The organism is Desulfosporosinus sp. BICA1-9, from assembly GCF_000802135.1.
Window position 1 is genome coordinate 1 of sequence record NZ_JUEE01000002.1, and the last position, 22,156, is coordinate 22,156.

General features: G+C 43.9%; 22 protein-coding genes. 3 read left to right on the forward strand and 19 right to left on the reverse strand.

Going from position 1 to position 22,156, the window contains the following annotated elements; translation table 11 throughout:
- Positions 1-354: 354 nt before the first annotated feature.
- From hgcB to JL57_RS00175, 4 genes are read right to left on the reverse strand one after another with little or no spacing between them, the layout of a single operon-like run.
- On the reverse strand, positions 355-654 hold the full coding sequence (gene hgcB, locus JL57_RS00160) for a mercury methylation ferredoxin HgcB (protein ID WP_034140029.1): 300 nt from the start codon (positions 652-654) through the stop codon (positions 355-357).
- A gap of 13 nt (positions 655-667) precedes the next feature.
- Positions 668-1,684 carry a mercury methylation corrinoid protein HgcA gene (hgcA, locus tag JL57_RS00165; RefSeq protein WP_034140030.1) on the reverse strand — a complete coding sequence of 339 codons (1,017 nt, stop codon included), beginning with the start codon at positions 1,682-1,684 and terminating at the stop codon, positions 668-670.
- A 13-nt stretch (positions 1,685-1,697) separates the two neighbouring features.
- A complete protein-coding gene (locus tag JL57_RS00170; protein ID WP_034140031.1) occupies positions 1,698-2,120 on the reverse strand; it encodes an arsenate reductase ArsC in 423 nt (140 codons plus the stop codon).
- 27 nt (positions 2,121-2,147) lie between these two features.
- Positions 2,148-2,480 (reverse strand): helix-turn-helix transcriptional regulator, encoded by a 333-nt coding sequence (locus tag JL57_RS00175; RefSeq protein WP_034140032.1) that lies wholly within the window; start codon positions 2,478-2,480, stop codon positions 2,148-2,150.
- Between the two features lie 405 nt (positions 2,481-2,885).
- Between JL57_RS00175 and JL57_RS00185 the strand changes: the two genes are divergently transcribed.
- The 3 genes from JL57_RS00185 to JL57_RS00195 are packed head-to-tail and all read left to right on the forward strand — an operon-like array spanning position 2,886 to position 5,595.
- Positions 2,886-3,440, forward strand: coding sequence for a hypothetical protein (locus JL57_RS00185; RefSeq protein ID WP_034140034.1), 555 nt, complete (start codon positions 2,886-2,888; stop codon positions 3,438-3,440).
- A 24-nt stretch (positions 3,441-3,464) separates the two neighbouring features.
- Positions 3,465-4,142: a response regulator transcription factor gene (locus JL57_RS00190; RefSeq protein WP_034140035.1), complete on the forward strand. Its 678-nt coding sequence runs from the start codon at positions 3,465-3,467 to the stop codon at positions 4,140-4,142.
- Entirely contained in the window at positions 4,132-5,595 is a 1,464-nt protein-coding gene (locus tag JL57_RS00195; protein ID WP_034140036.1) for a cell wall metabolism sensor histidine kinase WalK, read from the forward strand. The genes JL57_RS00190 and JL57_RS00195 overlap by 11 nt, the downstream gene beginning before the upstream one ends.
- Before the next feature lie 109 nt (positions 5,596-5,704).
- On the opposite strand, the gene JL57_RS00200 is transcribed toward JL57_RS00195, so the two are convergent.
- The 15 genes from JL57_RS00200 to JL57_RS00270 all read right to left on the reverse strand — a co-directional run.
- Positions 5,705-6,118: a DUF3795 domain-containing protein gene (locus JL57_RS00200; protein ID WP_291299525.1), complete on the reverse strand. Its 414-nt coding sequence runs from the start codon at positions 6,116-6,118 to the stop codon at positions 5,705-5,707.
- A gap of 47 nt (positions 6,119-6,165) precedes the next feature.
- Positions 6,166-7,437 carry an MFS transporter gene (locus JL57_RS00205; protein ID WP_034140037.1) on the reverse strand — a complete coding sequence of 424 codons (1,272 nt, stop codon included), beginning with the start codon at positions 7,435-7,437 and terminating at the stop codon, positions 6,166-6,168.
- Between the two features lie 362 nt (positions 7,438-7,799).
- Entirely contained in the window at positions 7,800-8,384 is a 585-nt protein-coding gene (locus JL57_RS00210; RefSeq protein ID WP_291299526.1) for a cupin domain-containing protein, read from the reverse strand.
- On the reverse strand, positions 8,359-9,309 hold the full coding sequence (locus JL57_RS00215) for an aminopeptidase (RefSeq protein WP_034140038.1): 951 nt from the start codon (positions 9,307-9,309) through the stop codon (positions 8,359-8,361). Before JL57_RS00215 ends, JL57_RS00210 begins: the two co-directional genes overlap by 26 nt.
- A complete protein-coding gene (locus JL57_RS00220; RefSeq protein ID WP_291299527.1) occupies positions 9,269-10,294 on the reverse strand; it encodes an ABC transporter ATP-binding protein in 1,026 nt (341 codons plus the stop codon). Before JL57_RS00220 ends, JL57_RS00215 begins: the two co-directional genes overlap by 41 nt.
- Entirely contained in the window at positions 10,287-11,261 is a 975-nt protein-coding gene (locus JL57_RS00225) for an ABC transporter ATP-binding protein (RefSeq protein WP_034140039.1), read from the reverse strand. The genes JL57_RS00220 and JL57_RS00225 overlap by 8 nt, the downstream gene beginning before the upstream one ends.
- A 10-nt stretch (positions 11,262-11,271) precedes the next feature.
- Entirely contained in the window at positions 11,272-12,111 is an 840-nt protein-coding gene (locus tag JL57_RS00230; RefSeq protein ID WP_291299528.1) for an ABC transporter permease subunit, read from the reverse strand.
- 7 nt (positions 12,112-12,118) lie between these two features.
- Positions 12,119-13,129 carry an ABC transporter permease gene (locus JL57_RS00235; protein ID WP_034140041.1) on the reverse strand — a complete coding sequence of 337 codons (1,011 nt, stop codon included), beginning with the start codon at positions 13,127-13,129 and terminating at the stop codon, positions 12,119-12,121.
- Between the two features lie 13 nt (positions 13,130-13,142).
- The gene (locus JL57_RS00240; protein ID WP_045690957.1) at positions 13,143-14,699 is read right to left on the reverse strand and encodes an ABC transporter substrate-binding protein; all 1,557 of its coding nucleotides are present in this window, start codon (positions 14,697-14,699) and stop codon (positions 13,143-13,145) included.
- A 484-nt stretch (positions 14,700-15,183) separates the two neighbouring features.
- Positions 15,184-15,786 (reverse strand): ABC transporter ATP-binding protein, encoded by a 603-nt coding sequence (locus tag JL57_RS00245; protein WP_291299529.1) that lies wholly within the window; start codon positions 15,784-15,786, stop codon positions 15,184-15,186.
- Positions 15,765-16,280 (reverse strand): branched-chain amino acid ABC transporter permease, encoded by a 516-nt coding sequence (locus JL57_RS00250; RefSeq protein ID WP_034140049.1) that lies wholly within the window; start codon positions 16,278-16,280, stop codon positions 15,765-15,767. Before JL57_RS00250 ends, JL57_RS00245 begins: the two co-directional genes overlap by 22 nt.
- Before the next feature lie 49 nt (positions 16,281-16,329).
- Positions 16,330-17,523: an ABC transporter substrate-binding protein gene (locus JL57_RS00255; RefSeq protein WP_291299530.1), complete on the reverse strand. Its 1,194-nt coding sequence runs from the start codon at positions 17,521-17,523 to the stop codon at positions 16,330-16,332.
- 196 nt (positions 17,524-17,719) lie between these two features.
- The gene (locus tag JL57_RS00260) at positions 17,720-19,474 is read right to left on the reverse strand and encodes a helicase-associated domain-containing protein (RefSeq protein ID WP_034140042.1); all 1,755 of its coding nucleotides are present in this window, start codon (positions 19,472-19,474) and stop codon (positions 17,720-17,722) included.
- A 15-nt stretch (positions 19,475-19,489) separates the two neighbouring features.
- Positions 19,490-21,196 carry a DNA repair helicase XPB gene (locus JL57_RS00265; protein WP_034140043.1) on the reverse strand — a complete coding sequence of 569 codons (1,707 nt, stop codon included), beginning with the start codon at positions 21,194-21,196 and terminating at the stop codon, positions 19,490-19,492.
- Between the two features lie 354 nt (positions 21,197-21,550).
- The coding region (locus tag JL57_RS00270; protein WP_034140051.1) for an NADH-quinone oxidoreductase subunit N at positions 21,551-22,156 on the reverse strand (606 nt) is incomplete at its 5' end.

Below are 22,156 nucleotides of genomic sequence, written 5' to 3' on the forward strand. Positions count from 1 at the left end.
TTTTATTTTGTTTTATTTTGTTTTATTTTGTTTTATTTTGTTTTATTTTGTTTTATTTTGTTTTATTTTGTTTTATTTTGTTTTATTTTGTTTTACGTTGAGCCTTTATTTTCTAGTGTCCAAGTTAATGTGTACTAACTATTTTCTTAGAAGTAAAAGCTAGAGCTAAACCATATATCGATGCACCTATAGCATTAATAATTGTTGATATACCTGATACTACTCATAACTAAAACACCGAAATTTCCATTTTTCATGAAAATTTCGGTGTTCTATAATGATTTCAGTCAAAGACCGTGCCACGAATGTAATCACTTCTTTGTTATATATGTTAGTACCCTGTTCAAGTTTGAATCAGCAACAGCTGTCTCCGCTGTCAGGTGAACAATCGCAGCTCGGTTCCGTTCCGGTCAGCCACCCCATAATGATAGCGTAGGCACAGCCAACACCGGGCTTAACTTCTATGGCATTGGACGGACAGTTTTTAACGCATGCCCCGCATTCCATACAGCGATCTTTATCCACAATGACCGATTTTTTGTCTTTTATTAGAAAGACATTATGTGGACAAACCTCAAGACACCTGCCACAGCCCGTACATTGATCTGGCTTCATTTTCAAAGTAGAAACATTTTTTAAATATTGATGCCTCATAAATAACAACTCCTTAGAGCTTAATAAAGCTATTAACCAAAATCAAAACTATTCCCAAGACCATCGAGATAATAATCGCTGGAACAGCTTTTCTCATCTCTTTCAAGACACCAGAAAAGGAAGTGTACGTCGATGAACCAGTGAAGTTCATTGCTAAGAAGGCGGATATAGATGGAAGAATAAGAATATACCCCAGAGCCCGCAAGATACTATGCTGAGGTATATCAGTCCATCCATTCCATCCGTTAAACATATTAACGATGACTGCCCAAATAAATCCCAATATCCAGCCTTTCCACGCGAAAGCTCGGCCGGGAATCCACGGCAGTAAGACAGGGGTTAAAACACACCCTACCAGGACTGCACCTACGTAAGCGTAAAAATCAACCAGCCCGAAAGGCCCCAAGCCAAGGAGATTTAACAAAAATAGGACGCCAAAAATCATTAAGGAAATTTTGAAAGTACCGACTAATTCCACGGGAGTCAAAACCAGGCGATCATAGGTAGTAAACCTGACCGTCCGCATTTCAGCAGTCGCTTTCATTCCTAACTTGATAAATTCTTTGAGATCCTTAGCCCTCACTGGCCCATAAACTACTTTGAAACCAGAAAACTTGGCAACCTCGTGGGCACTTATACCCGGCGCGCCCAATTGTGGCACTATAACCGTTCTGTGCGAGACAACTTTCTCTAGTTGTACTATAGCTATACGATTTAAAAGCTCTGGGGTCCCAAAGGTTCCTTTCCCTGCGGCACACCATACATTAATACCCTTGGTATCCAGCACTAGAATCCAGGCATCTACCCCATTCAATTCTTTTCTTAAGCTATCGAAGCTCATTTTATAATTGGCTGAAACAAGGACAGGAGAATTGCGATGGGGTTTTCCCAAACTATACAGACCGGGTTCTACGGTAAAGGTCATTCTGCCAATTCCCCAACGGGCTTTCCAAGTACCCATAATATCACCGAAGGTCAATTCCGCTGAAGTTTCAATGATTTTCAGTTCTCTGCTGGAAATTTCTATCATACCGACACCTCTTTTAAGGATTTTCCTTCATTATTGACTTACTTAATATGCTTTCTTTAAGCTCTAAAATCTTACGTTCTATTATTCTTGCCGTTTTTTGAAACTCATCATCACTTTTTCCCGTTGGATCTTCAAGACCCCAATCCTCTCTATACTTGCAAGGCAAATATGGACAATTCACATGACATCCCATAGTTATAACAATATCAGGTAGAGGTATGTCTGTAATAAGTTTTGAAAACTGTTCCTTTTCCATGTCGATATCATAAAGCTGTTTCATGATTCTAACAGCGTCCTTGTTAATATTAGGTTTTGTTTCTGTACCCGCTGAGTATGACTCAAAGACATTTGCTGCAAGCTTTTTACCTAAGGCTTCAGCCATTTGCGAACGACAAGAGTTATGGACACAGACAAAGGCTACGTTTACTCTGTTCATTAATCTTCACCTCTACTTGTATTTCACTTAGCATTTACATTTGCAATTAGTATTTTCCTCAGACTTGCTGATACACCTGTCATGATTAGATTTAATCTCAACTAAAAATTCAGAGATGTTTTCTATTACGGTACCATTGATACTATAATACATCCATGCCCCCTCACGCCTTCCCTGAACAATCCCGCTATCACATAAAATCCTCATATGATATGACAAGGTTGGCTGAGTAATTTTAAAGTTATCTAATAGCTGACAGGCACACATTTCGCCGCAAGAAAGCAAGTCTACTATTTTGAGGCGCGTCTGATCGGATATTGCCTTAAATAGCAAAACATATTCCGCGTAACCATACTTCATAGAATCACTCCAAATCTTTTTGGGATTAGCTTTAGAGATAGATATAGGGATGGATGGATGGATATAGATATAGATAAATATCTATCTATATTATACTCCTCACATAGATAATTGTCTATATGATGGTAAATATCTGTTGTTAAATTATCTGCTCTCCAAAGGCCAAAGATCCTAGCACCATTGAAATTGCGAGCGATGGGTTTGACCCATCGAGAAGTCAAACAGAACTTCCTCCCATCAAAAAAAGCGCTCTTGATGTCCTGTAGCTTGTAAAACGAGTGGTTATAAGATAGAATTTTTTTAATCCTATTTTAATTTTACTCAAATTCTCCTTGAAGTTTTTTTGGTTAGAATACATACATACTCACTTGCGGAAAAAACAAGGAGATTAAAGGAGGAAATTATATGACAACCTTAGAACAAGTGGAAAAACTACGGGCAATGGCGAATGTAAGCTACGACGAGGCAAAGGCTGCCCTAGATGAGTCTAACGGGGATTTACTTCAAGCCATTATCAATCTGGAGAAACAGGGGAAGGTAAATGCACCAACTGGAGGCGGTTATTACAATAGCCAAAAGAGTGCGGATGCAAGTGCAGCGACATACCGAGAAAATTGCTGGGAAAAGCACACTAAAAACTGCCATGGTGGGGAAAACTTTATTTCTCTCATGAAGAAATTTGGACGATTTTGCTTGAAAATGATCCGCAAGGGCAATACAAATTCTTTCGAAGTGCTCAAGGGTGAGGAAAGTAAAGCTTCTGCTCCTGTCACGGCCTTCGCCTTGCTGTTGATCTTCATCCCTTGGATTACTATTCCACTGCTTATCATCGGACTATTCTTTGGTTTTCGCTATCGCTTCAACGGACCTGACCTTAGCGGTAACACAGTCAATGACGCGATGAATAGCGCAGCAGACGCTGCAGTAAATCTTAAGAAGTCCATGGAAGATAAAAAATAATTATTTGAAATGGCGGGGCTTTTAATGAGTTCGAAGATACTGATTATTGAGGATGAGGAAAAGATCGCCCGATTTGTCGAGCTTGAGCTTGGTTATGAGGGTTATAGCACAACAAAGGCCTTTGATGGCAGAACAGGGCTTGAACTCGCCGAAACCGGCGAGTTCGACCTCGTTTTGCTGGATGTGATGCTGCCTAAGTTGAGTGGCATGGAAGTCCTGCGCAGAATTCGCCGAACCTCCAACCTTCCTATCATCATGCTCACAGCTCGGGATAGTGTGGTGGATAAAGTATCCGGACTTGACAGCGGGGCGAGCGACTATATTACCAAACCCTTTGCGATAGAGGAGCTTCTCGCTCGGATCCGCACCGCCCTCAGAAAAACTATCCAGGAAGATGCAGTAGTGTTATCCGCCTCCGGTCTGCTGCTGGACACCAGCCGCCATACAGTTAGTGTCATGGGCAAGTTCATTGAACTAACAAAACGCGAATTTGACCTTCTCCACTACCTGCTAAAAAATAAAGGCTTGGTCATTTCCCGGGAAGCACTGCTCGAAAACGTTTGGGGTTTTGATTTTGCGGGAGAAACTAATGCTGTCGATGTTTACGTACGTTTTCTGCGTGGCAAAATTGATGAGGTGTTTGATATTAAACTGATACATACCGTAAGGGGAGTGGGGTATGTGATTAAGGATGAAAAGTGAGCAGTTAAGCAGTCCCCCTAATCGCATCGGTGATAAAATACGGTTTTCCCTTGTCTGGAAGCTCAGCCTCAAACTTTTTTTTCGTTTGCTGGGGATTTTTCTGACCCTTAATGTATTTTTGTGTCTGGTGTCTGCTGCAGGGTTAATTGTGCGCGCCGAACAGACTATAGCGGCGACGACTGAAATGCTGAATCAAACGGGGCTGCCAACCCAGGATGCGGAAAACTGGCTTAAACTCACAGGATACAGCGTTTCGCTGCAGACGGAAGAACCACAGGGGTTTAAACTGCCCAAAACCCTACAGATTCCCCATTCCAAGCAAACTGTGTCCGGTGTCAGAAGTATCGACCTGCCGGATTCTGAAGGTTTAACCTTTTGGGATCAATTAGAGGGTGTTACCTACAATGCGTCGATCGCTACTAACGGACGTTCTTATCTTATTTCCATCCATCTTCAGGAATCCCTACGGATATTTGTAGAGATGTTTGCGATCTTATTGATCCTGGAACTTTTAATGCTGTTCCGCAGCATTTTCTCAGGCGCCAGAACGATTCGAAGAACTCTCCGTCCTATTGAAGAATTGGCTGAAACAGCGCAAAACCTGACTACCGGCGGCGTCTTTACACCTGAGCAGCTGGAAGTTCTGGCAGATAAATTAGACGACATCAATGCCACAAGGCTGGACACGAGAATTTCAGTGGGTGATACGCAAAGCGAACTAAAAAATCTGGCCTCTGCAATTAACGGGATGCTGGACAGAATCAACGACTCCTACCGTTCCCAGGTGCGTTTTGTATCGGATGCGTCCCATGAACTAAGGACGCCAATTTCCGTTATTCAGGGATATGCCAATCTGTTGGATCGCTGGGGGAAGAATGATGAGAAGACCTTACAGGAATCCATTGATGCCATCAAAGATGAAACAGCAAATATGAAGGGCTTGGTGGAACAGCTATTATTTCTGGCACGGGGCGATAACAACAACATGGTTCTGCAAATTGAGCGTTTTGATCTGTCCGTCCTTGCTGTAGAAGTGCTACGGGAGACGCAGATGATTGACGGTGGGCACGAATACGATTCAAGTGTTACGCCCGTTTTCATTAATGCGGATAAAAGCTTGATCAAACAGGCGACTCGAATTCTGATTGACAATGCCATGAAATACACGCTCTCCGGTAAACGGATCACGATCTCTGTTTCCCCAGCTGACGGTTATGCCCGGCTGACAGTACAAGATGAAGGTATTGGTATCCCACCCGATGCGGTTCCACAGATTTTCGATCGTTTCTTTCGCGCCGACGATTCCCGCGCCAGAGCTACGGGCGGAACTGGGCTGGGCTTATCTATTGCGAAGTGGATCACGGAGCGACATGGCGGGTACCTGGAGGTTTTGAGCAGGCAGGATATCGGAACCAAAATGTCCATTATGCTCCCCGCTGCGCCTAAACTTTAAGGGGCAAAGGGACAGGTACCGCGTCCCAGATCATGCAGATCATGGAAACATTACCTATCCCTTTGTTTATAGGGCCGTGGAAACCAGAATACCAGAGGAGTACAAACCATCAGTTAAGTTGAAGTAATACACTTTTGATTTCTTCACACGGGTATTCTTGGCATTCACCACAGAACTCTAGTCCTTTTTGTAAGGTACACTCGACCATCTTACACTTTTTGCAATAAGCTGTTCTGTTTTCAGAGCGGCATCCTTCGCATAGAGTTTCTTCGATTGTTTGATTCAGAGTTACCGCAAGTCTTTTTAACCGTTCTGGGTCCTCTTTAGTCGCAATGAATAGTGTACAAGATGGACAAAAAAGTCCGCATACCGCCGAGGTCCTTTTAGTGGGTCCACTCTTCACAATTTTGTATTCCGTAATAACCTCAACATTATTTTTTAACACTAACCACACCGGCGATAGTTCCTCCGCCAGCTTGATGACACTTTGAAGGTCAGAATCTACAGCATCGTTGGATTCCAAAATCACTTCAAGCTGAATCGTTTGGAGGGATAAGGGGTGTTCCCTTGTTATCCCTTTGGTATGAACTTTAAAATTGGCTGATGAAGGAAAACTGCAACTAAAGCACCAGAAAATGCGATTAAGGCAGATAGCCAAAGATTCTGCACCATACCCCAACCCATATCTAACATTGCTCCGGCGACTGCCGGTGCAGCCATTTGACCGATGCCAAAGGCGACAGTTACAGCTCCAAAAGCTGTAGGAGCTAACTGGGCTCCTACTTCATCTCCACAGGTAGCATTCATGATTGCCGGCACACTAAAAATGCTCAAACCGTAAATCAAGGCAGCCACGATGATCATTCCCTCCCACGGTGAAGTTGCAAAGGCAATCAGACAACAACCGTGTATTACATAAACCGTAAAAAGTCCCCATTGACGTCCTATCCGGTCTGAAACCCAGCCCCAAATAAACCCACTAGGTAAACTGCAAAAGCCGACCCAAGACCATAATCGTCCAGCATTCACAGTAGACCAGCCTCGAGTTTCGGTTAAATAAGCTCCAAAAAAAGTCGTAAAGATCACGTAGGAAAAACCAAAGGCAAAATATATGACCGCTAATCTTCGCAAAATCGGTTTTTCCTTAAATATTGTAATGATCTTTTTCCAAATCGATTGTGTAATAGGATTAGCTGGTACTTGCGTAAGACTCGAATTAGCTGGTCGATCCTTTAGTTTAAAGTAGGCCCAAATTCCAATACCTAATACAGCAATACCTAACCAAATCCAAGCAGTACGCCAACCTTGACCACCCGGAGCAGATAACAACCTAGGTAGTAATAAACCATTGATTATCAGACCAAAGCCCGAACCTGAAACTAGAAGCCCCGAAGCTAAGCCTCGACGTTCAGCCGGCACCCAAGCAGCAGTCATCGCCATGACTGGTATGTTAGCTCCAGCCATACCGACTCCTGCTAAAGCTAGCCAGATCAAAGGCCACAAAAATCCTGAACCCAACCCAGTCAAAATCATACTAGATCCTGTTAAAAAAAGAGAAAAGGTGATTATCTTACTTGCTCCCCAACGTGCCGAGGCGATACCTGATCCAAGGCTAAAGGATAAATAACCTAAAAAAGCTACAGTCACGATAAAACCCATTTGGGAGTGGGTAAACCCTAAGCCTTTTTGCATGGACGGTAGAATAAGTGCCATACTGAAACGTCCAAATCCTAACGATCCAAGTACAACTAATATACCAGTAATAATAAACAAAATTACAGTTGCATCTATACCCTTGGGATTGACAATTTTGTCTTCTTTAATGGACTTTTGCAGTTCCATGCTACCTCCTAAGGTTTTTTTCAGAATATTTAAATACTTACAAGATCTTAATTCGCCACCTACTAAATTTTTCCTGCAAAATTACAGCCCTATTTCTTTTATGAGACAACTCTTATTTAATTCCTACTGAATATCCAGTTACTAAAATAACGCGTCAAAGAACTCGTATAGCCACACGATCGAGCGCGAATCTTTCTGAGCCTACGTTTTTCAGCGAAAGAATCAAAATCTCGCGCAAGATTCTTTTAGTGATTTTCCATAATTAAAGAGGACTCAGCCAAATCCAACGGCTGAGTCCTTTTTGAACAAGTTGACAAGACCTCCACTTCTCAAAAAAAAGCATAAATATCACCTCATTTAATTTAGAAAGAAGGCGGGGTCATAGCCCAGATCCCAATGGCTACTTTGTCTGCATGATTAAAAAAACGATGGGGAACTGTACTATCCAAGTAAATGCTGTCCCCCTCCCTCAGTAGATACTCTTTATTTCCGGCGACTACCGTCATTTCCCCATGGACAATAACTCCACATTCTTCCCCTTTGTGTGCCACTAAATCGACCTTCGACCAAGTACCCGGTTCCAGAACAATGGAAAGGAACTCTAACTTAGTCTGACTATTAACCGGGGAAAGAAGTCGATAGGTCACATTAGATTCAGGCAATATTAAAACTTTTTGTTCCTCTCGCGGAATTACAACGACCTGGTCATTGGCATTTTCTTCAAATAACTTAATTGGCGATATCCCCAAGGCCTGGGTCATCTTCCAAAGAGAGTCTAGAGAAGGGGTAGAAAGTCCACGCTCGACCTGGCTAATCAGACTGGAACTCAAGTTGGTTTTGTTTGCTAAGGCCTCTACCGTCATCTCTTTTTCTTGACGATAATAACGAATCTTTTTCCCGATATCTTTAATAGGTACTCCTTCAGGTGACATTGATAAATCGCTCATCAGTATCATCGCTCCCTGGCAAATAATGCTGCAATATAGTGTCATCAATGGATATTATGGGGTTTCGGATGACGAAGTCTACATGATGTATGGACTTCATTCGTCCTAGGTTATAACTGTCTCCGATGGCAAAATGGACACTTCCGCCTTCTTTTTCATCGGTGGATATATTGTGGTAGGGTTTGTTTATGGCAGGATTCATTCCGATGGCAAATTCACCAATACTTCGAACCCCGCCGGCATAAAGCTCAATCCATTCCGTAAATTCAGAACTTCCTTCTATTAACATCCCTGCCTCAAACACCAGTTTCACAGGTTCGCTTGGCAGCCAAAGCCGTGATATGGTACCATCAACTATAATTTGCCCACTAAACGTCTCTTCAACCGGACAGGTAAATATTTCTCCATCCGGAAGCTGAGTTAATTTACCTGGTTCACAGTACCCGTCGGCTAGAATCCAAGGCCTCCCTTCAATTGAAAAACTGATATCAGTTCCCAATTCCGAAGTGATCCTAATTCTTTTTGCTGAAGACATTTTTTGGGCTAACGATTCAGCCGCAGAGGAAATCCCCTTATATTCCACATCTCCCCAAAACTTATCTTCCAGGTAACGTTCATCCCAATTCCATAGTGCCAGTACAAGTTTGCCTTTTTGAAATAACACTTGACGCAATTCTTTCAAAAAAATAGAATTCTCCAGAGTAGGATTATATAATTCAATAATGTGGCTAGCTTCGTACACAGACGGAGATAAGGCTACGTCTACAACAGAAACATTCAAGGGAACAAGCATGATTTGACACTTGATGTCCAGTATTTCTTTAAGTTTACATCCAAAAGCTAGGTCATTTGTTAGCAACAACAGGTTTTTAATGGGTTGATTTTTAGTCAGTGATTCCAGGATACGTTGTCGAACTTTGGGCAACCACTACATCTCCTTCACTCTTTTCTCCCCAGCTCACATCATGACAAGAAACCCAGTGTCCCTCTTTAATAAATTGTAATTCCGTACCGGTTTCACGACACAGTTCATTTGCATAACAACAACGAGGGTGGAAACTACATCCCTGAGGAGATATCAACCGGGTCGACATTTCGCCATCGAACTCCACAACCAGAGGTTTTTCCGTATTGAGATTAGGTACAGATTGCAGAAGAACTTTTGTATAGGGATGGAGAGGGTTATTAAATAATTCGTCTGAGTCGGCCAATTCTACGATTCTGCCTAAATACATGACCGCAACTTTACTGCTTAAGTGCCTTACAACGGCTAAATTATGCGAAATAAACAAATACGCAAGGTTAAGGTCCCTTTGCAATTCCTTTAGCAAATTGAGGATCTGGGCCTGTACCGACACATCTAAAGCTGAAGTTGGTTCATCCAGAACAATAAGTTTGGGATCTAAAGATAGGGCCCTGGCGATCGCTACCCGTTGCCGTTGGCCCCCGCTCAGTTCATGCGGAAACCTGCCTAGATATTCCTCCCCTAACCCTACCTTGGTGAGAAGTTGCCTCACCCGCTCCTGTCTTTTGTGTTTATCCCGCCAACCATTTAAGCGTAAGGGTTCTTCGACGATTTGCCCGATTCTAAATCTTGGGTTTAGGGAAGATTGTGGATCTTGAAAAACAATTTGAATTTGTGATTTTATTTCTCGCTGCTGAACTTTGCCGATATCCGTCAAATTTTGACCCTCAAACAGAATCTCTCCATTCGTTAAGTCCAGAAGATTAAGCACCATATATCCTAAAGTACTCTTACCGCAGCCGGATTCACCAACCAAACCCACCGTCTCACCCGGAAAGATATCCAGGGAAACGTTGTTCACAGCTTTAAACGATAAACTTCCTTTATTTCCACGAACAAGAAACTCCTTTTCCACCCCTCTTAGAGAAAGTAAAGGTTTAAGCATGATGTCCATCCCTCCAGCAGGCTACATAATGATTCTCAGAAATACTGGTTAACAATGGCCGGATCTCCCTGCACTTCTTTTCTGCTAAAGTACACCGTGGGTGAAAACGGCAACCAGATGGGGGGGTTAAAAGGTTCGGAACACTACCGGGGATGGATCTTAAGTCGTTTTGCTTGCCGTCAGGGTTTGGCAATGCCTGCAAGAGAGCTATCGTATAAGGGTGCCGCGGTCTGTGTAAAACTTCTCCGACCGGGCCACTTTCTACAATATTCCCACTATACATCACTGCAACCCGTCGGCAGGTTTGAGCCACCACAGCCAAGTCATGCGTGATCAGAAGTACCGAAGTCCCAAGTTGATCCGCCGTTTCTTTCATAAGCTGCAAAATCTGGGCTTGGATGGTAACATCAAGAGCAGTCGTAGGCTCATCTGCCAGCAGGAGCTTCGCTCCACAGCCAAGGGCCATAGCTAAAAGTACTCTTTGTCTCATACCACCGCTTAATTCGAAAGGATACTCATTGACTATCCTTTCGGGATGCGGTATCCGAACCCGGGATAGCCAACGGACAGATTCCACCTTAGCCTCTTTAGACGTTAATCCCTTATGTAATTTAAGGATTTCCGCCATTTGAGTGCCTATTTTAAACGATGGATTGAGGGCATTCATAGGCTCCTGAAAAACCATAGAAATCTTCTTGCCCCTGATGCTTTGGAACTCTTTCTCCGGTTTACCTACTAATTCCTGACCTTCAAACATAATGGAACCCTTGGATATCCTGGCACTCCTTTTAGGTAATAATCCGAGAACCGAGTTAGCTGTAAGAGATTTCCCCGAACCGGATTCTCCAACTAATCCTAAGAATTCTCCGGGGAATAGCTCTAAATCAATTCCATTGAGGACTCGGGTTACTCCGGCATAACCGAGAAAGTCCACATGAAGATCGCTGATTCTTAAAAGAGGCTCCATAACTTTCCTCCTAATTGCGGGAGCGTGGGTCAAGCATATCTCTAACCCCATCACCCAATAAATTGAACCCTATGACCGTAAAGAATATAGCAATGCCTGGACAGGTTGCATACCACCATTGATCGAGCAAGAAGGTTCTGCCCATACTAACCATTGCACCCCATTCAGCCTCCGGAGGTTGAGCGCCTAAACCAATGAACGACAGTGCGGCAGCAATAAGGATAGCCTCCCCAATTCCTAAACTTGCCTGAACAACGACAGGTGCCAAACAGTTCGGTATAATATGACGGCTGATAATCCAAGCCTTGGGTGCACCAAAGGTTTGAGCTGCTTTGACAAATTGTCTTTCTTTGATGGACAGGGTCTGGCCTCGGACCAGACGGACATAAACAGGAATTTTCACAATAGCTACAGCAAGTATACTATTGTGAAAATTTGGGCCTAAAGCCGCTGATAGAGCAAGGGCTAAAACCAGACTTGGAAAGGCCAACATGATATCCATAAGTCGCATGAGCAATGAATCAACTTTGCCGCCTAAAAATCCTGAAATACTGCCAAAGATTATACCAAAAATACCGGCGATGCCAACAATCCCCACCCCAGCTAAAAGAGAAAGTCTTGCTCCGTAAATTATACGACTTAGAATGTCACGCCCCAGCTCATCCGTACCTAAAAGATAGATACTGTTAGGTGGTTTCAAACGGTCTACCAGATGCATGGTATAGGGATTATGCGGTGAAATTAACGGGGCTGCAAGAGCCAGCAGCATAACCAAAGAAATAATGATCATTCCAATTACGGTCAAGGGGTAACGCTTTGTAAAATAATGAAAATATCTTAGTTCAACCAAAGTCAGTTCACCCCTTAATTTGCGGATCGAGTATAGGATAGAGCAGATCAACGAGCATATTAATCAAGACATAGATGAGCGCTACTAAAATTGTAAAACCCATAATCGCTGGGAAATCCAAAAAGGAAATTGAATCAACAACATATTTACCCATACCCGGCCAGGCAAAAATCGTTTCAGTTATAATCGCTCCGCCCAAAAGCTCTCCGAATGTTAAGCCAATAACTGTGACTGTAGGTATTAAAGCATTGCGCAAAGCATGCCGATAAATGATTCTCTTACGGGGAATCCCATTAGAAACTGCCGTCTTAATATAGTCCAACTCAAGCACCTCGATCATACTGGCCCTTACCTGGCGGGCAATAGTAGCGAGTTGAATGTAACCTAAACAGATGGACGGTAAAACCAGATGGAGCATACTACTCTTGAGAGCAACCCAGTCTCCCGATAAAACACTGTCCAATACGTAAAGCCCGGTTATATGAGTCGGCGGATTAATAAACGAGTCAATTCTACCGGACCCGGGAAGCCAGCCCAAATATTTATAGAATAGCAGCAAAACCACCAAACCCAGCCAAAACAACGGTGTGGATACTCCTAAAATTGCAAAAACCCGGGTAGCATGATCAATTAGAGTATCACGGTAAGCAGCCGAAAGTAAACCGAGAACGACGCCGATGATTACCGCAAATCCCATGGCAAATAGTGTTAATTCAATGGTTGCCGGAAAATAAGTTAACAATTCGCTCAGAACAGGACGCTGGGTTCGGATGGAGATTCCCATATCCCCCTGCACTAGACCCCACAAATAGTCAAGGTATTGGAACCAAACCGGTTTATCAAGGCCCAAGGCATGTCTCATACTTTCCAAAGTTTGGGCATCTGCCCTTTGTCCAATAAGCATGCGTGCCGGATCACCCGGCACGACATGCGAAACAAGAAAAGTTACAAGAGTAACACCTAAGAGAACAATCAGGAGCTGGCTTAGCCATTTAGCTAAAAATTTGATGCGACTCATTCTGCTACCCCATTTACTTGTTAATCGTTTGGAAATTATACATATCCTCAAGCATTGGGTTAAAGACAAAACCTTGCACAGATTTCCGCATAGGTAATTGATAGTTTTTCTGTACTAGGAAGACATAAGGGGCATCCTGCATAATGAGCTCCTGGGCCTGTTTATACAGTTCCGTTCTTTGGACCGGATCATTAATACTGGCTGCTTGTCGGACAAATTGATCAACTTTGTCATTTTTGTAGAAGGCTCGGTTGCCGGCTAAACCGAAGTTTTTGGAATCAAACCAGTAATTCATAAACATGTAGGGATCGGCATAATCAGGACTCCAAACACCTAGCGTCAGTTCAAAGTCCCCTTTATCAATTTTTTCCCGTTGAGTAGCATAAGCAATTTTTTGCAGGTTAACTTTAATTCCGATCTCAGCGAGATTATTTTGGATGATTTGAGCTTCTTGCTCCCACCAGGCTTTACGATCAGAATACATCAAATTAAATGTCAAGTCCTTGACTCCGGCTTCCTGTAAAAGAGACTTAGCCTTTTCAAGGTTTCTGGTATACTGGAATAAGTCTGGCTGATAACCCCATAGCCCCTTCGGAATAGGACCGCGCATTTGGGTAGCATTTCCCTGCCAAACACTGGAAATAATCCCCTGATAGTCTATAGCATAAGAAATCGCTTGCCGTACTTTAGGATTATTAAGTGTCGACTTTTGAGTATTTAAGTAAACATAATCGACCATTAGACTTGGTGTATCGAACACCACTAAATCCGCATTTTTCTTTAATTCTTTGATTTGATCAACCGGAATACTTTCAGCTATGTCAACATCGCCTTTTTCCAAAGCCATGCGCTGTGCCGATGGGTCTTTGATGATTTTTACCATAATTGTGTTTAACTTAGGTTTTTCACCTGGGTAATTGGGATTAGCCGTTAATTTAAGATACTGTTCCGGAACCCACTCCGACAAAATGTAAGCACCACTACCGGCAGTGTGAGCAGCTAACCAGTTTTGTCCCATATCCCCATCCTTCTCTTGCTTCATAACAACAGGGTTGACTATTCCACCGCCATTAGTCGCTAAAGTAGAAAGGAAGGGAGGAAAGACGGTTTTTAGTTTAAATTGTACGGTTTTCGGATCAACTGCCGTTACACTTTCCAAACTTGGAAATGCATCAGATGGTCCTTTTTTTACGTTCATTAACCTGTCAAAGGAAAATTTAACGGCTGCAGCATCTAAACTTGTACTATCTTCAAATTTAAGATTATCGTTCAGATGAAAGGTCCAAGTTAATCCGTCCTGTGAAACATCCCATGACTTCGCTAAACCAGGTTCGACTTCAGTACTACTCCCTTTGAAGTTAACAAGACGCTCATAAGCAGGATAACATATTTTCCAGGCTGAATTGTCCATGGCCACAGCAGGATCAATTGTCCCGAAATCCGCCGCAGTCGCTACCACCAAAGTTTTATCCTGTGTTGAAGACGCTTGAGGTGTATTCGCTGACTTAGCACAACCGACTAAGTTCGCCAACACCAGGAAACTAAGCACCAGAACCAATACTCTTTTCATTTTGCTCTCCTCCACTTCTTAAAATAGTTCTAAAAAATTTTTATAGTAAAAATATATTGTTCACCCCCTTTATTTGGCGACCTTAAAGCAACTTACTAACAATGTTCAATGTGGTTAAATTTTTTTAATGTGAGTGAATAAAAAAACAAAAACAAACCAGTTCGGGCTTTTGCAGCTCGAACCTGATCTCTCTATATACAACAAAGGCTCCAGACAAATTACTCTAAAGCATTGTGTCAGGAGCCTCATTGCTCTTAGATATGAAAGGAAAAAAGTCCTTAAGATAAAAGGAACTTAAATATTCCGAATATTTATATATTATTATATTCTTTACAATCTCAATGTCAAGGGTGGAAAATAATTGTATACAAAATACCTATTTAATGACCGCATTCATCATCTTCTTAAAACTCTAGTCCTTTTTGGATTTTCTCACAGTACTCTTCAGACTACAAAAATTTAGTCAAATAAAAAAAGCAGTTCATCAATTAACTCGAGCTCGTCCAAGGTAAGCCTCATGGATAGATGAGTCGGCAATTATTTCCTCAGAATTGCCACTATGTGTAATCCCGCCTCTTTCCATCACCATGACGCTGTCAGCCACTTTTAGAGCTGATTTGGTATTCTGCTCTACGAGGACTATCGTGACTCCGGTCTTTTTTAACTGGACCAAAATGGACATTATTTCCCGTACTACTAAGGGAGCTAACCCAATCGAAGGTTCATCCAACATCAAGAGGGCAGGACGAGACATTAAGCCTCTCCCAATCGCCAACATCTGCTGCAAGCCACCACTTAAGCTGCCCGCCTGATCACTCTCTCTACCTTTCAAAGCCGGAAAAATCTCTAGTATTTCTTGGACATCGTTCCTTAATCCTGGCTTACTTATGCGGTAACGGTGAAAAGCCCCCAACATCAGGTTGTCTAGGACACTCAAGGTGCTGAAAAGTTCTCTTTTTTCCGGAACTAGGCTGATCCCTTGCCTCACAACTTGTTCCGTCTTGTGGCCGGTTATCGATTTACCTTTAAAAATTATCTTCCCTGTGGCAGGCCTGTACAATCCGACTACAGGATCAATAACAGCCACAAAATGATCCAAACTAGTAGATAGAATTTCTGATCACTGTCAAAACTAAGACTGCCGATGGAAAGATTGGGGATCCCGCTGATTCCTGACGGTCCTCCGGTTAGTTCGCCGCCCTCGTTGAAGAAAATATGCACCAAAATCCCAAAACCGAGGGTCGCTAAGGCCAGATAAAGTTCACGCAACTTCAAGGTTTGCCGGCCGATGAGCCCTGCAATGATTCCCGGCAGGATTACTGAGGCCAAAAGCGCTAAAAGTGTGGGCCACTGAAACTGAGTTGTCAGTATTGCTGCCGCGTATCCGCCCAATCCAAAAAATGCAGCATGCCCAAAGGATACCTGACCTGCATATCCCATCAGGATTCCTAAGCCCTGTACGATAATTGCATAAAGACCGATGATGACTAGCGTGCTGTACAGGTAATTACTCTCAACAATCAGAGGAATTATGAGCAGTAGCAGTAGTAGGATCAATCCCCGCTGATTTTTTAGTTCCATTTTATAACCATGCCTTTCGCCTCAACCTCTCATCTACAAGTTTATAAAATCATATTTTCCTCTCTCTGATCGCCCCAATAATTCCCTCCGGTCGAAACAAGAGAACTCCCAGTAAAATAATCATGGAAATAGCATCTTTTAACCACACGCCTGAAATACCGACAAATCCCTGCGTCTTTTCCAACTCTTCCCTGATTGCCACACGATCCGGACCGGCCTTCTCTAGGGCACTTACTAACAGATTGAAGGCATCCCAGGCATATCCTCCAAAGGAATTAGGCTCAGCATTGTACTTCTTGGCATAATCTGCGATGTAACTTTCCAGTACTTTTTTCTGGGGATCATTATCCGGGATTTGCTGAGCCACTGAAAGTTTTCCGATCGGCAGGAGAGCACCATCGGCTGCGCCTTGAGCAAGATCAATGAATTTTTGATTCCCTACCCCATGGCTATGAATCAGTGGAATCGCAAGACCTATGTCTTTGAAATTCTTGGTCAGAATGGAGGCCGAAGGTGGGATGGCCCATACTATCGCGACTTGAGCCCCGCTCGCCTTAACCTTGGTTAGCTGCGGCGTCATATCCTTGTCATTGGCATCAAATTTTTCTTCAGCTACGATATTGATCCCGCTATCCTTCACAGCAGCAGAGATTGCTTTCTTACCATTGTCGCCGAAGGAGTTATTCATATACAAAAAAGCAACGTTATTCAGGTTGTTTTTCTTGAGGTAGCTAATAATCTTACTGATCATCACAATATCACTTTGGGCTGTTTTATAGACCCATTGCCGCTCGCTAGTCGGCTCTACAATACTACTGGCAGCCGCCAAGGAAATCATGGGAACTTTTTCACTTTCCACCGTCTTAATCATCGCCATGGAGGTTCCGCTCGAGCTGGCCCCTAGGATGGCAAGGGCACCTTTTTCGATTAGGGTTTTAACGGCCAGAACACTTTCCGTTTCGTCACTTTTGTTATCCATGATCGTTAACTCAATGGGATGTCCTTTCACTCCGCCCTTAGCGTTAAGCTGTTCAACCATCATGAGCAAGGTGTCACGCTCAGGGACTCCGAGGGAAGATGAGTTGCCGCTAATATCTAAGACGGCCCCAATTTTGTAGGGTTCATTTCCGTTCGTACTCTTCACTGTAGTTTCCTTAGCCGGGCTGCAGGCACTGATCAGTAAGCTTAATACCAACAGAAGTGCAAGCCATAGTTTACCTTTTAATCCAGTTGTCATTTTCATGGGGATCACTCCTTACAATTTTGTTTTACAAGGGTCAACTTTAGTTGAATGAGTCACTAAGTCATCAGCTGTTCAGCCTTTCACCTCCCTATTAACAGAATAAAGAACAAAAAAATAAACACCTCTCATCCCTAATAAGGACAAAAAGTGTTATTACGCGGTACCGCCCAGATTGGGCCTGTAAAAAAGATAGTTTTTAATGTTCGTCAGAAGGTCTTTTACGTTCTGCTACCCCTTCTCCATTCAGAACACCTGGTAAAGGAAAGATGCCCTGCTTTTCGAGAAGCTTGCGCAGTTTTTCAACCTCTCGGACGATAACAGCTGTGGGACTGTATAATCCGAGCACATACTCCCGGTATTTTCGGGCCGAAGTAATGGACGCCGCTTGTTCTGGTGTAGTGCATTCCAAGAGACTGAGTTGTAAAAAGGCGACTTGGCCAAAGGACTCTACCCATTGCTGGACAGTAAGGACAAGATTTTCGGGTAAAGGATACGTGCTTAGCTTTGTCAGTACGGATAGCACTTCATCAGCCGGCAAGCCACGTTTCAGAGCATTCATCAGAAAGGTCTTGTCTAAGCGGTATTTAAGCATTTGATCCTGCTGTTCAAGCACGGCAAATTGACTCAGTTCCCAGCGCGCAGTCCATGAGGCAGAATGAGGAAGCAAGATTTCGAAGTTTGGTTGGACATAGGCCGTATTTGGCCCATTCATCGGGTAAACGGAGTCTGTGAGATTCTTAATCTCAGCTTTATAATCTTCAAGGTTTTGCCTTCGCAACAATTTAGGAATTAGAAACTGTCCCAGTGGGGTGGCCCGGACAAAAATATCTTCTTTACACTTACCCCAATCCAGTAAACCTAGTAAGCGCAGTGGTTCAAGTAGGTAGATCACATGATCTTGCAGTAACAGGTTGCACACGTTTTTGGTTGAGATCAACGTAGTCACCATATGCCCCAAGCTTGTCCACTCAGTACAACGGGCTATTAATGGAAAGACCACGAAAAATCCTTTATTGGTAATCGAGGCAACGTGGATCGGACAAATCTGGCCAAGCAAGTCTTCTACTTTAATACCCTCTGGCAACTCCCTGCCCGCTATTGTCAAATCCAACCGTTCTCCTTTTGTCCTAAACAATTGGAAAACCCGAACTACCCTCAACAGCCAGAAAAAATAACTCTCCGCGGAAAAGAGATTGTCAGGCCGGGGGGGCACAGTCAGAGCGGCCAACACACGCTTCAAAGAGTGTTTGTTGATCTCATGAGTGCGGGTGATCAAAACCTCACCCTGCTCTATCATGACGAGAAAATTAAATATGTTATCTAACGTGCTTGGAAATTCTGCGGTATAGGATTGTTCCGGCTCCACTTTATAAAGTTCAAGTAGACCTTGCTGTTCAATAAATTGCCAAAAGGCTTCAGCAACACCTTCCTCAAGACTGAGTAAATTGGAATAACGTCCAACAATCAAGAGGCCAAGGTTTTTCCATTTGCCAAGAATCCTAACAACCTCGCTATAATCAGGCCCAAGCAGATCTGTATCTAAATAGCGAAAGCTATCCTTGTCATAATTATAAAACTGGTCAATACTCCAGTCCTTTGGTTGCCTATAGGCCGTGAAGGCAAAGAGAATTCGCTCCGTTGGATCCATACGAGCAAAATAATCCGGCCAATCCTTTGGCTTAAGTTTCTTTTGAGGAACCGCTTTCTGTTGAGGGGTTGACTTAGCCTTGGGCTTGTTATGATTGGCGGGTATATTTGAGTTCGTAGGTTTGTTGTAGTTAGGGGATTTGTTACTCGTAGGTTTATCCGTTTCAAGAGTGGGCGGCTTAAAACCTGGAGGGTATTTTTCTCCGAAAACTGGCCGCCACTTGGGAGGAATTTGTGTCTGTTCAGAAGGAGCTGATTGATGCTGATTAGAGTTTCGTTTAGAACCTGAAGATGGTTTCTTCATTGTTTAAATTCCTCCTTATTCAAGATCCTCCTCGATCATAATTTTATAGGCATACCCTTGTTCAGTCAGGAAAAGCTGCCGATGCATAGCAAACTCCTGTTCCTTCGTATCCTTGGAGACCAGACTATAAAAATAAGCTTTGCCCTCACCCTGCTTAGGTCGCAAAATTCGGCCAAGCCTTTGCGCCTCTTCCTGCCGAGAACCAAAGGTTCCGGAGACCTGAATTGCTACGTTGGCATCCGGCAAATCAATGGCAAAGTTAGCGACCTTAGAGACCACTAAACGACGCAAGCGGCCACTTCGGAACTCTTCATAGAGTCGATCACGTTCTCGTTGCGGAGTTTTACCCGTAATCAAAGGGGCATTCAGCTCACGAGCCAGCATTTCTAGTTGACGCACATACTGCCCAATCACCAACACCAGGTCATCCCGATGTTGCTCTATCAGCTCTGACACCTTGTCCATCTTGAGGGGATTTTCCGCCGCCAGCCGGAATTTCTCCTTTTCCTCGGCTAAAGCATAGTCCATACGGCGGGCTTTACTCATCGAGATTCGCCACTCCATACACTCTGCAGTGGCAATCCAGCCTTGAGACTCTAAGACCTTCCAGGGGACATCCATTTTCTTCGGGCCGATCAGGGTAAAAACTTCATCTTCCTTGCCGTCTTCCCGAACTAAGGTTGCCGTCAAACCTAGACGGCGTTTTGCCTGCAAATCGGCAGTGGCCCGAAAGACCGGCGCAGGTAAAAGATGCACCTCATCATAGATAATCAGACCCCAGTTCTTTTCATTAAAGACGTGAAAGTGACTGAAGTCGGCATCGGCGCGCGGGCGATGGGTGAGAATTTGGTAGGTGGCCACGGTGACCGGGCAGATCTCTTTTTTCTCACCACTATATTCCCCCATTTGCGCCGCTTCTAGGGTCGTTTTGTCTGCCAGTTCGCGCAACCATTGTTTGACAGCGCTGTTATTCGTCGTCAAAATTAGAGTCTCACACTGCAATTCCATCATCACACCCATACCGATCACGGTCTTGCCTGCGCCACAAGGCAACACCAAAACTCCGCTCCCGCCGCGCACTGAACCTTGCTGATGGAACGTCGCGACGGCTTCTTGCTGATAGGCCCGCAGAGCAAAGGGATCACCTTCAGGATTTTCCGTACGCCAAGCCATCGGCAAAGGGGTACCCTCGATATAACCCGCTAAGTCTTCGACGGGGTAGAAGAGTTTCATCAGGAGCTGTTTTAATTGCCCACGGGCTTCTGGGTTGATCTCTACTTGGGTTAGGGACAAGTTTAGGGAATCGTCGTTCCTCTCCCTTTCGCCGAAGGCCAGCAATAGCTTAACTTCTTTATGACGGACGATTTCCAGGAGAATCACTGGATCCTCCGCAGTCAAAAGGAGCTTATCTTCCTCTCGAACCAATTTTACCAAGCCGTAGCGACCCATGAGCTGCTTAATCTCCGTGCGCACCGAGTCGGGCAGAGGAAATTTACTGTAGCGCTCCAGACCGTCTAACACATCGGCAACGGTAACTCCACTTGAAGCAGCGTTCCATAATGATAAGGGCGTGATCCGATAAGTATGGATATACTCCGGACTTTTTTCCAATTCGGCAAAGATCGCTAATGTATCGCGAGCTTCTTCATAAAGTGGATTCTGTACTTCTAACAGAACGGATCGATCACTTTGGACGATCACAGGATTTGTACCAACTGGCATTAGTGTCTCCCTCTTCCGATAATATTCGTCATAATTATAGCATAAAAGAGCACTCCAGAGAGCACCCTTTTTACACTAAAACACGTGGGAAACGCGAGGCGATCCCAGTTTCCAGAACACAAGGACAGGTTCCTTGTTTCATCCAATTGTCGAGACCCCACTTCTTCATGTGTGGTACCCCCTACTCTGCTTCGGTACAGATAACTGAAGTTGTCATTCTAAATTTAGGTTAGATTTTGAAAGTCTGCAAAACGACTAAACTTTGTGGTTAATGATGGTGAGTTCACTGTCATCACAAAATGGACAGCGAATGCTGTCCATTTTGATGAGAAAACCACTATTTTACTAAGTCACTTACCTAAACAAACTTTGAGCGGCCGCCGAAGCCATTTGGGCTAAAGGCGTGGGGTAAAGACCAATAGCTAAGGTGATTAACATGGTAAATACCATGGTGAACTTCATCGCTCCATGGACTGGAACATCCGGTAAGCCCTCACCCTCAGCGAGGAACATCACCTTGACCACTGAGAGATAATAGTACACGGATATCATGCTCATCACAAACCCGATATAGGCAATCGCCACATACCCTTGATCCATGGCTGCCGAGAAGAGATAGAACTTCCCGACAAATCCCGCCAGGGGCGGAATTCCAGCTAAGGATAATAAGGAGGCTGTCATGACGACGGTGGCTAAGGGGGAGCGACGCCAGAGGCCTGCATAATCGGCAATCTTGTCACTGCCTTGCTTCTCTGCTATATGGGTGGCCACTGCAAAGGCACCCATATTGGCGAAGACATAGATCATCGCATAAAACAGGACCCCTTTGATTCCGGCGGATGATTCAGCGATAATACCCACCATGAGATAACCTGCTTGCGCTATGCTGGAAAACGCCAGCAAGCGCTTAATGTTGGTTTGCGGTATGGCAATCAAGTTACCCACAATCATGGTGATGGC